8 protein-coding genes are annotated in these 12,723 nt (G+C 70.4%); 6 read left to right on the top strand and 2 right to left on the bottom strand.

The window, feature by feature from the left end; genetic code table 11:
* Nucleotides 1–80 precede the first annotated feature (80 nt).
* From MEBOL_RS03755 to MEBOL_RS03740, 4 genes are read left to right on the top strand one after another with little or no spacing between them, the layout of a single operon-like run.
* A complete protein-coding gene (locus MEBOL_RS03755) occupies nucleotides 81–1,679 on the top strand; it encodes an OmpA family protein (RefSeq protein ID WP_095976115.1) in 1,599 nt (532 codons plus the stop codon).
* A gap of 18 nt (nucleotides 1,680–1,697) precedes the next feature.
* Nucleotides 1,698–3,713: an adventurous gliding motility protein AgmC gene (gene agmC, locus MEBOL_RS03750; RefSeq protein ID WP_245919436.1), complete on the top strand. Its 2,016-nt coding sequence runs from the start codon at nucleotides 1,698–1,700 to the stop codon at nucleotides 3,711–3,713.
* Complete coding sequence (locus tag MEBOL_RS03745) at nucleotides 3,714–4,802, top strand: hypothetical protein (protein WP_095976114.1); 1,089 nt, start codon at nucleotides 3,714–3,716, stop codon at nucleotides 4,800–4,802.
* A 12-nt stretch (nucleotides 4,803–4,814) separates the two neighbouring features.
* Complete coding sequence (locus tag MEBOL_RS03740) at nucleotides 4,815–6,350, top strand: Ca2+-dependent phosphoinositide-specific phospholipase C (protein ID WP_095976113.1); 1,536 nt, start codon at nucleotides 4,815–4,817, stop codon at nucleotides 6,348–6,350.
* Nucleotides 6,351–6,558: 208 nt separating this feature from the next.
* Here MEBOL_RS03740 and MEBOL_RS03735 read toward each other — a convergent pair whose 3' ends face one another.
* Nucleotides 6,559–7,350, bottom strand: coding sequence for a DNA alkylation repair protein (locus MEBOL_RS03735; protein WP_095976112.1), 792 nt, complete (start codon nucleotides 7,348–7,350; stop codon nucleotides 6,559–6,561).
* A 50-nt stretch (nucleotides 7,351–7,400) separates the two neighbouring features.
* Between MEBOL_RS03735 and MEBOL_RS03730 the strand changes: the two genes are divergently transcribed.
* Complete coding sequence (locus MEBOL_RS03730; protein WP_095976111.1) at nucleotides 7,401–8,693, top strand: phytoene desaturase family protein; 1,293 nt, start codon at nucleotides 7,401–7,403, stop codon at nucleotides 8,691–8,693.
* The gene (locus MEBOL_RS03725) at nucleotides 8,690–9,637 is read left to right on the top strand and encodes a sigma-70 family RNA polymerase sigma factor (RefSeq protein ID WP_095976110.1); all 948 of its coding nucleotides are present in this window, start codon (nucleotides 8,690–8,692) and stop codon (nucleotides 9,635–9,637) included. Before MEBOL_RS03730 ends, MEBOL_RS03725 begins: the two co-directional genes overlap by 4 nt.
* Here the strand turns inward: MEBOL_RS03725 and MEBOL_RS03720 are convergent.
* The gene (locus tag MEBOL_RS03720) at nucleotides 9,634–12,720 is read right to left on the bottom strand and encodes an efflux RND transporter permease subunit (protein WP_095976109.1); all 3,087 of its coding nucleotides are present in this window, start codon (nucleotides 12,718–12,720) and stop codon (nucleotides 9,634–9,636) included. The genes MEBOL_RS03725 and MEBOL_RS03720 overlap by 4 nt on opposite strands.
* Nucleotides 12,721–12,723 lie beyond the last annotated feature (3 nt).

The following is a 12,723-nucleotide window of genomic DNA, read 5'->3' as shown; positions in this document are numbered from 1 at the left end:
GCCGGGCACTTGAGCTGTGCTGATGACAGGCGAGGCTGGGTCGCCATGGGTCGCACCCCCTCCCTCGACATGGAGAATTCATGAGTCACGCGAAGCCCTGCCCCACGCGGCGCCGGGCGGGAAACGTGCGTCTGGCCACCGTGGCGGCGTTGTTGTTCGCCTCGGCCTCGTTCGCTCAACCCTCTGGCTTGCCGGTCTTCGACCTGGAGCGCCTGGAGCTGAATCCCAGCGGAAAGGGCTCGCTGGTGATGGGGACGGGTGATCTGCTGCCCCAGGGAGGCTTCCGCCTTTCGCTCGCGGGCCACTACGAGCGCAACCCCCTGGTGTTCTACTCGGATGGAAACCGGGTGGGCGCGTTGGTGTCGGATCGCGCCACGGCGCACCTGTTGCTGGCGTGGGCGCCGCTGCGCTGGCTGGAACTGGACGCCCACCTGCCCCTGGTGGCCTGGCAGCGCGGGGATGACCTCCGTGCCCAGCGGCTGGGCATCCCGGCCACGACGGGCCTGGGCACGCCCTTCGTCGCCGCGCGCGTGGGGTTGCTCGCGCAGGTGCGGGAGGCTCCCGTGGACCTGGCGGTGGAGCTGGGCGCGGGACTCCCCCTGGGCAGCGAGGACACGCTCTCGCGCGACACTCCCTTGCGCCTGTCGCCCAAGGTGATGGTGGGCCGCCGCTTCGGCCGGTGGCGGGCGGGTGCGGAGGCGGGCGCGGTGCTGCGCTCCTCCTCCGTCGTCCTCAACGAGGATGGCAACATCCAGGACGAGCTGGGCTCCGAGTTGCGCCTGGGCGTGGGGGTCGCCACCACGGGCCGCGAGCTGCGCGGAGAGCTCAACGTGCGCGGCGCGCTGCCGCTCTCCCGTCAGGGCAGCTCCGTGGAGGTGCTCGCCGGTCTGCGGATGCCCGTGGGCGAGTCCACCGAGGTCTACGCCCTGGGCGGCCCCGGCTTCGGCTCGATGTCGGGGACCCCGCTCTTCCGGGTGCTGCTCGGCGTGGCCTTCGGGCGCACCGACCTGGCCTCCGACCTCGCGCGCTTCGATGACGACGGCGACGGCGTGAGGAACGGCGAGGATGCCTGCCCCAACGAGGCGGGTCCGGCCTCGCGCAAGGGCTGCCCGGTGAAGGACCAGGATGGCGATGGCGTGGAGGACGCGCAGGATGCCTGCCCCACCCAGGCGGGACCGGCGGAGCTGGGTGGCTGTCCGTTGAAGGACCAGGACGGCGACGAGGTGGCGGACCACCTGGACAACTGCCCCACCGAGAAGGGCCTCGCCAGCAATCAGGGCTGCCCGGCGCAGGAGCCCCAGTTCGTGGTCATCACGAAGGACAAGATCGAGATCAAGGAGTCGGTGTTCTTCGCCACCAACGAGGCCGTCATCCAGTCGCGCTCCTTCGGCATGCTGGACCAGCTCGCGCGGGTCATCCAGCGGCACCCGGAGATCCGGCGGATCGTCGTCGAGGGACACTCCGACACGCAGGGCAACGCCGAGGCCAACCGCAAGCTGTCGCTCGCGCGGGCGCAGTCGGTGAAGACGTACCTCGTGGGCAAGGGCGTGGAGGCCTCGCGCCTGGAGGCCAAGGGCTATGGCCCCGACCGGCCCATCGCCACCAACGAGACCCCCGAGGGCCGCGCGGCCAACCGCCGTGTGGAGTTCACCATCATCACCACCCAGCGCGAGCAGTAGGCAAAGGAACCCAAGGTCATGAAGACTCCATTCATGCGGAAGTGGCTCCCCACCGCCGTGGGCCTGCTGGCCCTGGGCCCGGCGTCGGCCCGGGCGGCGCCCGATACGTTCGCATTGGGCTCGGGACGCGACGGGGCGCTCGCCGTGTCCACGAGCGGCACGGTCATCAACGCCTACGCGCCCCTGGCGGTCGACGTGGCGCGCAAGGCCACGTCCTTGTTGGTGGGCGACTGCCTGGGCAGCCCCTGCTTCGCGGCGGGCGATCTGGTGCTGGTGTACCAGGGGACGGGCCTCTCCACCGCGCCCGTGTCGGGAGACCCGGCGCCCCTCGACCTGGGCACCAGCCAGGTGGGACGTTGGGAGTTCGCGCGGCTGTCCGAGGTGACGGCCTCGACGCTGCGGCTGACCGCGCCACTCGTCCAGGACTACCCGGCGGAAGGAACCCAGGTCATCCGGGTGCCGGAATACACCACCGTCTCCATCGCCGCGGGCCAGAGCCTCGTGGCCACGCCCTGGAACGGGAGCGCGGGCGGTGTCGTCGCGTTCCTGGCCACTGGCGAGGTGAACAACGAGGGGACCATCTCCGCGGACGGCGCGGGCTTCCGGGGTGGCCAGTACGTCGCCGATACCTCGGGAGCCCGGGGCTGCACGGAGCTGGACGAGGGGGCGCCCCAGGGCGCTCAGAAGGGCGAGGGCCTCGCGGGGGCGGGCCGCTACGGGGCCACCCAGAGCGGGCGGGGCAATGTGGCCAACGGCGCCGGCGGTGCCAATTGCTTCCGGTCCGGAGGCGGTGGCGGAGGTAACGCGGGCAGTGGCGGTCAGGGCGGGCGTTCGGATACGGCGTCCGACTCCGGACGGGACGCGGGCGGCCTGGGTGGCGCGGCCGTCTCCGCGCCCTTGCTGACCCACCTGTTGTTCGGTGGCGGCGGCGGCGCGGGTCATGGTTCGTCCGCGTCTGGTTCGGGTGGTGGGACTGGAGGCGGGGCCGTCTTCTTGCGCGCCAGCCAGCTCTTGGGCTCGGGCACCCTCAGTGCCTCGGGTGGCTCGGTGGGGACGGTCACGGAGGGCGGGAGTGGAGGAGGCGCCGGTGGCGCGCTCTACGTGCGCATCGTCCGGTCCGCCGGGTGTGGAGCCGCCTCCGCGAGTGGCGGCATTGGCAGCACTTCGTCCTCCGCGCGGGTGGGCCCCGGTGGAGGAGGGGGGTCGGGACAGGTCCTGTTCCAGGCCGCCCCGGGCGCTGGCTGCACGATCATCGCCACGGGCGCCGCGTCGGGTGGCCAGCTGGTCCCCGCGGACGGCGCCTACGGCGCCCAGGCGGGCCAGTCCAGCACGCCCTCCCAATTGAACTACGGCTTCATCATCCCCGTGCCTCCCACGGTGGTCACGCCGCCCGACGGCACCATCACCAACAACGTTCGTCCCGCCATCACCGGCACCTCCACCCTCTACCCGCAGCGGACGGAGCCCAACACCGAGGTCATCCTCTACATCGACGGAGAGGAGGTGGGCCGGGTGATGTCGGATGCCGCGGGCGATTACGCCTTCGACCTGCCCCAGGACCTCGCCGAGGGCCCTCACACGGTGCGGGCCGCCGCGGCGGTGGATGCCGTGCAGAGCCTCGACAGCGCGCCCAACAACCTCATCGTGGACATCACGCCCCCGGAAACCCTCGTCCTCTCCGGACCCAAGGGCGCTGTCCAGGAGCGCAACCCGCGTTTCGAGTTTGGCTCGAACGAGGGAGAGGTGACCTACACGTGCAGCCTGGACGGGGAGGAGTTCGTCCCCTGCCCACCCTCGGGTGTCTTCGAGGATCTGCCCGATGGTCCGCACACGGTGCGGGTGCGCGCCCGGGACCGCGCGGGGAACGAGGACGACAGCCCCGCTTCCTGGTCCTTCACCGTCGCGGTCGCGGATCGCGCCTTGATCGGAGATGGACTCGGGTGCTCGGCCACGGGCCGGAACACGTCGATCCTGTGGCTCTCCCTGGGCCTGCTCGCCGTGGGGCTGAACCGCCGGCGTCTCGGCGGCCCGTGAGTGAAGACCGGCTCCGAGCCCTCATCCTGGGCCCCTTGGGGACTCACGGCGCTGATGCTGGCCCACCACTTCGGACTGTGGGCCTGGACGTCCGTCAGCCGTGACATCCCCCTGCTCCAGGTGCTCGATCGCTGGGATTCCCACCACTACACCACCCTCGTGCTCGAGGGTTATGCGTGGCCCCTCTGGGCCTTCCTTCCTCTCTACCCGGGCGCGGTGGGGTGGGTGCGTCAGGTGCTCGGAGGCGTGCTCGCGCCGCAGGTCGTGGGCTGCCTCCTGTCCACGCTGTGCCTGCTCGCCTTCGTCGCCTGGAACACGCGCTGGAGCCGCCAGGGGCGGTTGAGCGGGGCGATGTCCCCCCGGACGACCTGGGGCTGGTTCCTCCTGCTCTTCGGGCCCGCGAGCTTCGCCCTGCATTCACACCACACGGAGGGCCTTTTCCTCCTGCTCTCCTTTGGTGCGCTGGCTTTCGCCACGTGGGGAGCGCTCGTGCCGGCGGCGGTGCTGGCCGCGCTGTGCGTGTGGACGCGCAACCAGGGCACCTTCGTGGCGCTCACCGCCGCGCTCCTGCTCGCCGGGCGTGAGCCCTCGTGGCGAGGCCGCCTCACGCGCTTCACCGCCGTGGGCGCGGTGGCCCTCCTGGCGTTCGGGGGCCTCTTGTTCTTCGAGTGGACCCAGGCGGGAGATCCGCTCGTGTTCCTGAAGGCGCAGCGCGAGTGGAACCATGCCGACTCCGTGTGGGGGGCGATCCGGGGGCTCTGGTTCGGCAATCCCTGGCATACCCGGTTCAGCGGATGGCTGTTGCTGCGGCACCTCTTTGGCGCGCTGTGGCTGGTGGCCGCGCTGGCGCTCCTGCGCCGCGACCAGGCCCTGGGGCTCTACGCCCTGCTCTCGCTCCTGGTGATGCTGCCCCAGGGGGATCTGGGCAATGCCTTCCGCTTCGGCGCGGTGCTCTTCCCGGTGATGTTCCTCGCGGGCGACTGGCTCGCCACGCGCCCCGTCTGGCTGCGTTGGACGGTGGCGCTGCTGGGCGTGTGGCTCAACCACAAGGTCACCCACGCGTACGCCATTGGCGCGTGGGCTTATTGAAGGAGAGAGCATATGAAGACAGGTGTTTCCCTCGCCCTCCCGGCGCTGCTGCTCGCGCTCGGCCAGGCCGCGGTGGCCCAGCCCGCGTACAACGAGGTGCGGCAGAAGTCGTCGCACAACTCCTACCAGCGCGATGAGGCGGTGCTCGATCAACTCGTGTACCACCGCGTCCGCTCGCTCGAGTTCGACATCCACAATGGCAAGAGCGGCTGGTCCAAGGTGACGGGCAACTGGTTCGTCTACCACGCGGACATCGTCGACAACGGCACCACGTGCCACCGGCTCTCCGACTGTCTGGACGAGCTGCGCGCCTTCCACCTCGCCCACCCCAACCATGAGGCGGTGACGGTCTGGTTGGATCTCAAGGACAACTTCGAGTCCGGCCGCCTGCCCCAGGACCTGGACAACCGCATCACCGCGCACCTGCCCGCGTCCTGGCTCTTCAAACCCTCGGACGTGATGGCGGCCTGCCCGGGTGCCACCAGTCTTCAGGCGGCGGTGACGGGCGCCTGCGGCTGGCCCTCCACCTCGGCGCTCAAGGGCCGGTTCATCATCGCGCTCACGGGCGGGGACGTGTCCTCGTCCACCAGCAAGCTCAACACCTACGTGTCCAACGGCTCCACGGCCACCAGCCGCGTGGCCTTCATCGCGCCGGATCTCACCAGCGCCTCGGCGATTGGCGCGAAGGGCTACGGGGTGTTCTTCAACTTGCAGAACTCCGACTCCTCCCTGGCCTCCAGTGTGTACCAGGCGGGCTTCATCAGCCGGGTGTGGGGCGCGAACGACTCGGCCTCCTGGAGCCGGGCGGTGTCGGCGGCGGCGAATCATCTCGGCACGGACAAGGTGAGCTTCCACCAGGATGGCTGGGCGGTGACGCACAACGGCCTGGGCTGGCCCTTCGGGTGCATCGAGTCCTCGTCGTGCGGCGGCTACCAGGAGGCCATGGACGTCATCGGCGCCGAGGTGACCTCCGATGACATCTGGGGGAGCCAAGACAGCTTCCTGTTCGCCTCCGAGTACAACGGCGCGGTGACGACGAGCACCTGGACGGCGGCGGTGAACACGCCCAACAGCCACGTGGACGAGTGGGCCAAGGGCTGCTTGATGGTGCGCGAGAGCACGGCGTCCAACGCGCGCTACTTCGCGGTGTGCCGCCCGGCGGACAAGAACAAGCCGAGGCTCCAGTACCGCACGAGCACGGGTGGCTCCACCTCCTCGGCCGAGGTGGACCTCGTCGCGGGAGATACCGTCGACCAGGAGAGCGTCACGTTCCTGCGCCTCACGGTGCAATACGACGGGACGCAGACGTGCGCGTGGGGATATGGCTCGCAGAACGCGTCGGCGTGGACGCTGATCGGCAGCAGGTGCTTCTCCGGATTGCTGGGCCACCAGGGGCTGGCGGCCAGCTCCCACGGCAGCGGGAAGGTGAAGCTGCTCTTCTCCAACGTGAAGAAGGGCTCGGCCCTCTACCGTCAGGCCTCCTTCCCGTCCAAGGTGGCGGTGGGCAGCGGGGTGGGCGGCTGGCGTCTCTTCGATGGGGTGTTCTGACCGCCCGGTAAGTCTTACCGCTTCCGGGGGGAGGTCCCGCGCCTTCCTTCCCCCAACCCATGGAAATCATTGCGCTTTCCCCTCGGAGGGCCATTGGCATGCGGACTGCTATAGCTCTCTGTCACGAAGTCGGGGCAGGACGGGCGGGGCGGGGTAGGACGGGCGGGTAGGGGTCGGGTCGGGGAGTGGTTCCAGGGGAGCAGTGAGGTCAATCGGGGGGGAGCCGCGGGGGCGGCTCCTCCCCGATTCCTTTTGGCCTTCTCGGGGCCGCCTTCATGTAGTGCTCCCGGCGTTCCAGCGGGAACTTCTCGATGGCGTAGCGCAACATGGTCCGGGGCATCCTCCCGGCGTGGCGGTCGAGAAAAGCCTCTTCGCTCGCCAGTTCCCGCTTACCCACTTCGCGCAGCATCCAGCCCACGGCCTTGTGAATCAGATCGTGAGGGTCCTGGAGCAGCACCTCCGCCAGTCGCAGCGTGTCCGAGAACTCGCCCGCGCGGATGAACGCGAAGGTCGCCATGATGGCGATGCGCCGCTCCCACAGCACGGGCGAGCGCACGAATTCATCCAGCAAGGACTTGTGCTCGGGGTGTGCGAGCAGATGCACCCCCATCAACCGGGGCGCCACCAGATCCACCAGATCCCAGTTGTTCACTCCCGCCAGGTGCTCTCGGCAGAAGGCGAAGAGCCGGTCGCGTCCAAGCGCGTCCTCCCGCTCGAATTTCTCCACGAGGATGATGAATCCCGTGAGCCGGTGCTCGTGGACCTCACTGCGCAGCAGCACGCGCAGTTGCTCCAGCGGCAGGTGCTTGTGGCGCCGGGCGATGCGCCGCTGCTCGGGCACCGTCACCCCCAGGAACACGTCTCCTTCCGCGTATTGTCCTGGGCCCGTCTTGAAGAACCTCGGGAAGAAGGCGGCCTTCTCCGGGTTCGCCGCACTCGCCAGTTCGTCCTGGATGGTTCGGGCCTGGCCAAGACGGCTTGTAACCTTTTGAGAGCCCATTTCGTGCTTCCTCCGAGTCTCCTGTACGGGGCCTGGAAGGATACGAGATCATGAAGGCGACGGACGTGGTGGTGGTGGGCGGAGGGCTGGGAGGACTGGCGGTGGCGGCGCTGCTGGCGCGCGGGGGCCGACGGGTGGTGCTGTTCGAGAAGGCCAGGCACCTGGGGGGTCGGGCACACACCACGTCCCAGGAGGGCTATCACTTCAACCTGGGGCCGCATGCGCTCTTCCTGGCGGGCGCGGCGGCGCGAGTGCTGGCGCGGTTGGGACTGGAGTTGAAGGGGCGCGGGCCGCGAGGCGAGGGCGGCTTCGCGCTGCGGCGAGGCCGGCTGCACACGCTGCCCACGGGAGCCGTGTCGCTGTTGACGACGGACCTGCTGGGCGCGGCGGGCAAGCTGGAGTTCGCCCGCGTGCTGGCGGGCTTGAATCGTGTGGACGCCTCGACGCTGGTGGGCGTCAGCCTGGAGCAGTGGCTTCGCGCGAACGTGTCGCGGGCGGAGGTCCGTGAGTTGGTGGCGATGCTCTTCCGGGCGTCGACATACTGCGCGGACACGGAGTTGATGGGCGCGGACGCGGCGGTGGCGCAGCACCAGACCGTCCTCGCGCGGGGGGTGCGCTATCTCGATGGCGGTTGGATCGAGCTGGTGCGCGGGCTGACGGCGGTGGCGGACGCGGCGGGGGTGCAGCGGGTGATCTCGGCGCGGGTGGAGTCGGTGACTCGGGAGGAGGAGGGGAGCGGGCGCTCGCGGGTCCGGGGCGTGCGGCTCGCGGACGGAACGGAGTGGGCGGCCGAGGCGGTGGTGGTGGCGGGAGGGCCCGGAGACGTGGCGTCGCTGCTGCCGGGGGACGCGGTGGCGGCGGGGTGGGCGGCGCGGGCGGTCGCGGTGAAAGCGGCCTCTCTGGAGGTGGGGCTGTCGCGGCTGCCAAGGCCCGAGGCGCTGGTGGCGTTCGGGGTGGATCGGCCGTGGTATGCGTCGGTGCACTCGGCCTGGGCGCGGCTGGCCCCGGAGGGGGGCGCGCTGGTGCACGTGGCGAAGTACCTCGGAGGACGCGACACGGAGGCGAGTGAGCTGGAGCTGGAGGGGATTCTCGACGTGTTGCAGCCGGGCTGGAGAATGCAGGTGGTGACGAGGCGCTTCCTGCCGGGGCTGACGGTGATGCACGCGCTGCCGACGGCGGCGGGCCTCGGGGCGCGTCCCCGGCCGGTGGTGGAGCACGTGCGAGGTCTGGCCGTGGTGGGGGATTGGGTGGGGCCCGAGGGATTGTTGACGGATGCCTCACTCGCGAGCGCCGAGGCGGTGGCCCTCGCGTGGCTGGGGGCCCGGGAGGTTCGCGCGGCATGAGCTCCCCTGGCCACGAGGCGCTCGTGTGCGCGGCGCGGGAGCACGAGCGGTTCCTGTGGGGGCTGTGCTACCGGATGACGGGGGTGGCGGCGGACGCGGACGAGCTGGTGCAGGAGACCTTCGCGAGGGCGCTCGAGGAGCCGCCCAAGCGGCCCGAGTTGCTGCGCCCGTGGCTCACGCGCGTGGCGATGAACCTGGCGAGGGATTGGCTCCGGCGGCGCAAGCGGGAGCACTACGTGGGGCCCTGGCTGCCCTCTCCGGTGGAGACGGGGGAGGAGGCGGTGGCGTCGGTGGAGGCGCACCTGCCGGGAGGCGGAACGACGGAGGGCCGCTACGAGCTCTTGGAGAGCGTGACCTTCGCGTTCTTGCTGGCGCTCGAGGCGCTCACGCCGCGGCAGCGGGCGGTGCTGATCCTGCGCGATGTCTTCGACTATTCGGTGCGCGAGGTCGCCGACTGCTTGCGGTTGAGCGAGACGAACGTGAAGGTGACGCACCACCGGGCGCGGGGGGCGATGGCGGCGTATGACCGGGAGCGGTGTGTCCCGACGCGCGACCTCCAGGAGAGGACCCGGCGGGCGCTGGAGGGCTTCCTGGGAGCGTTGGCGTCGGGAGACGTGGAGGCGGCCGAGGCGCTGCTGGCCGAGCCCGTGCGGGCGTTGTCGGATGGAGGCGGCGAGACGTTCGCGGCGCGGGTGCCGGTGGTGGGCGTGAAGCGGGTGGCGCTCTTCTATCGGCGGGTGTACGCGCTGAGCGGTGCGGCGGACGCGCTGGAGGTGCGGATGCTCAATGGGCTGCCGGCGCTGGTGGCCCGCTGGAACGCGCCCCCTCCTGGTAAACCCGCGAGCCTGGTCCTTCGCGTGGACATCGGGGAGGACGGACGGGTGCGGGAGGTGTACTCGGTCCAGGCGAGCCGCAAGTTGGCGGGGCTGCCCGCCTTGGCTTAGGGCCGCCCGCGGTCGAACCACGGGTAGACGGTGGGGAGCACCAGGAGGGTGAGGAGGGTGGAGCTGAGCAGGCCGCCGATGACGACGGTGGCCAGGGGCTTCTGCACCTCGGCGCCCGCGCCGGTCGCGAACGCCATGGGAAGGAATCCCAGCGAGGCCACCAGCGCCGTGGTGAGCACGGGACGCAGGCGAGCCTGCGCCGCCTCCTGGATGGCCTCGGCCTGGGACAGGCCCGTCTCCCGCGCCTTGCGGATGGCCGACACCAGCACCAGTCCGTTGAGCATGGCCACGCCGAACAGGGCGATGAAGCCCACCGCCGCGGAGATGGACAGCGGCATGCCTCGCACGCCCAGCGCGAACAGCCCTCCCGTTACCGCGAAGGGGACATTGAGCGAGATGAGCAGCGCCGGGCGCACGGCGTTGAACGTGCCGTAGAGCAGCACCAGGATGAGGAAGAGGGTGAGCGGCACCACGAGCGCCAACCGCCGCGAGGCTGATTCCAGGTTCTGGAACTGACCGCCCCAGTCCAGCCAGTAGCCCGGAGGCAGGCGCACCTCGCGGTCCACCACCTCCTGGGCCTCTCGCACGAAGCCGCCCAGGTCTCGTCCCCGCACGTTGGCCTCGATGGTGAGCCGCCGCTGGAGGTTTTCCCGGCTCACCTGGGCCGGGCCCTCCTCCACCACCACCCGCGCGAGCTGGGACAGGGGAATGAGTTGTCCCGTCGGGCTCGTGATGGGCAGGCTCTCGAGCTGTTCCACGTTCTCCCGCGCGGCGGCGGCGAAGCGCACCTGGAGGGCGTAGCGCTTCTGTCCCTCCAGCACGGTGCCCACTTCCTTGCCGCCCAGCGTCTCGATGGCGTCGAGCACCTGGCGCACGTTGATGCCGTAGCGGGCAATCGCCCTCCGGTCGATTTGAACCCGCGCCACGGGCAGGCCCGCCACCTGTTCGGCCTTCACGTCCGCGGCGCCCGGCACCCGCGACAGCGCCGCCGCGAGCCGATCCCCCGTCCGCTTGAGTTCCTCCATGTCCTCGCCATACAGCTTGAGCGCCACGTCCGAGCGCGCTCCGGACAGCAGCTCGCTCACCCGCAGCTCGATGGGCTGCGAATAGGAGAAGACATTGCCGGGCACCTCGCGCTCCAGGGCGCGTTGCATCGCGGCGATGAGTCCTTCCCTGTCATCCGCCGTCGTCCACTGCTCGGGGGGCGTGAGCATCACGTAGATGTCGCTTACCTCCACGCCCATCGGGTCCGTGGCGATCTCCGCGCGCCCCGTGCGCGAGACGACCGTGATGACCTCGGGGAAGCGCTTGAGCACCGTTTCGATGAGGCCCGTCTGCCGCACGGACTCCTCCAGCGACACCGACGGCACCCGCATCGCCTGGAGCGCCAGCGCGCCCTCGTCCAGCCGGGGGATGAACTCCGTGCCCAGCATCGGTACCAGCCCCAGACTCACGGCCAGCAGGCCCGTGGCGATTCCCACCACCGCCTTTCGTCGAGCCATGCACCAGGCGAGCGCCGGGGTGTAGAGCCGTCTCGCTCCGTGCACGATGACGCTCTCCCGCTCCGTGGGCTCGCGGGGCAGGAACAGCGAGGCGAGCGCGGGCACCAGCGTGAGCGAGAGGACGAAGGCTCCCCCCAACGCGCACAGCACGGTGATGGCCATGGGGTGGAACATCTTCCCCTCCACGCCGCTCAGGGTGAGCAGGGGCAGGTACACCACGGCGATGATGACCTCGCCGAAGGCCGCCGCGCCGCGGATCTCCACCGCCGCGCGGTACACCGCCGCGTCCCGCTCCTCCCGAGTCAGGGGCCGCCCGAGCGCATGGGCTTGCTGGGCGAGGTGCCTCACCGCGTTCTCCACGATGATGAGCGCGCCATCCACGATGAGGCCGAAGTCGATGGCGCCCAGGCTCATCAGGTTGCCGGAGATGCCCAGGGCCCGCATGCCGATGAACGCGCACAGCATGCACAGGGGAATGGCGCTCGCCACGATGAGGCCCGCGCGCAGGTTGCGGAGCATCAGGAAGAGCACGACGATGACCAGCAGTCCGCCCTCGATGAGGTTGCCCGCCACGGTGTGGAGCGTCTTGCGCACCAGATCCGTGCGGTCATAGAAGGTGTCGATCGTCACGCCCGGAGGCAGGGTGGGGCGGATGGCCTCCACGGCCTGCTTCACGCGTTCCACCACCTCGCGCGAGTTGGCGCCCAGGCGCATCATCACGATGCCCGTGACGGCCTCGCCGCGTCCGTCCCGGGTGACGGCGCCCTGGCGGACCTGGGGAGCGAAGCGCACCTCCGCCACATGGCGCACGAGCACGGGCACTCCCTGGGGTGATGTGGCGAGGACGATGTCCGCCACGTCTTCCAGCGTCTCCACCAGGCCCTCGCCTCGGATGAGCACCTGCTCCGGCCCCCGCGCGATGGACGCGCCTCCCGCGTTCGCGTTGTTCTCCTCGAGCGCCTCGAAGACGCGCTGGAGCGACAGGCCGTAGGCAGCGAGCTTCGCGGGGTCCAACTGCACCTCGTAGGTTTTCAGCTCCCCGCCGAACGCGTTGACCTCGACGACGCCTGGCACCGAGCGCAGCCGGGGGGAGATCCGCCACTCGAGGAGCCCGCGCAGCTCCATGGGGCCGACGCCCTCGCCCTTCACCTCGAACTGGTAGATCTCCCCCAGACCCGAGGACAGGGGGCCCAATTCCGGAGTGCCGTAGCCCGGGGGGATGCTCTCGCGGGCGGACGTCAGGCGCTCCTGGACGAGCTGGCGAGCGAAGTAGATGTCCATACCGTCCTTGAAGACGACGGTGACCACGGACAGGCCGAAGCGCGAGAGCGAGCGGACCTCGGTGGTGTCGGGCAGGCCGCCCAGGGCCGACTCGACGGGGACGGTGATGAAGCGCTCCACCTCCACCGGGCCCAGGCCCGGCGACGAGGTGAGGATCTGCACCTGGACGTTGGTCACATCCGGCACGGCGTCGATGGGCAACTGGCGCAGCGCGTTCAGCCCGAGGCCGATGAGCAGCGCCGTCAGCAGGAGGACGAGGGCGCGGTGGCGGATGGAGAAGGCGATGAGGGTGTCGAACATGGG

Origin of the sequence: Melittangium boletus DSM 14713 (assembly GCF_002305855.1) — a bacterium.
In the GTDB taxonomy this organism is placed as follows: domain Bacteria; phylum Myxococcota; class Myxococcia; order Myxococcales; family Myxococcaceae; genus Cystobacter; species Cystobacter boletus.
This window is presented reverse-complemented; position numbering and strand designations above follow the sequence as displayed.

Bases quoted from the DNA above. Each gene is read 5' to 3' on its own strand.
- MEBOL_RS03755 (WP_095976115.1), top strand. From the start codon at position 81: ATGAGTCACGCGAAGCCCTGCCCCACGCGGCGCCGGGCGGGAAACGTG.
- agmC (WP_245919436.1), top strand. From the start codon at position 1,698: ATGAAGACTCCATTCATGCGGAAGTGGCTCCCCACCGCCGTGGGCCTG.
- MEBOL_RS03740 (WP_095976113.1), top strand. From the start codon at position 4,815: ATGAAGACAGGTGTTTCCCTCGCCCTCCCGGCGCTGCTGCTCGCGCTC.
- MEBOL_RS03735 (WP_095976112.1), bottom strand. From the start codon at position 7,350: ATGGGCTCTCAAAAGGTTACAAGCCGTCTTGGCCAGGCCCGAACCATC.
- MEBOL_RS03730 (WP_095976111.1), top strand. From the start codon at position 7,401: ATGAAGGCGACGGACGTGGTGGTGGTGGGCGGAGGGCTGGGAGGACTG.
- MEBOL_RS03725 (WP_095976110.1), top strand. From the start codon at position 8,690: ATGAGCTCCCCTGGCCACGAGGCGCTCGTGTGCGCGGCGCGGGAGCAC.
- MEBOL_RS03720 (WP_095976109.1), bottom strand. From the start codon at position 12,720: ATGTTCGACACCCTCATCGCCTTCTCCATCCGCCACCGCGCCCTCGTC.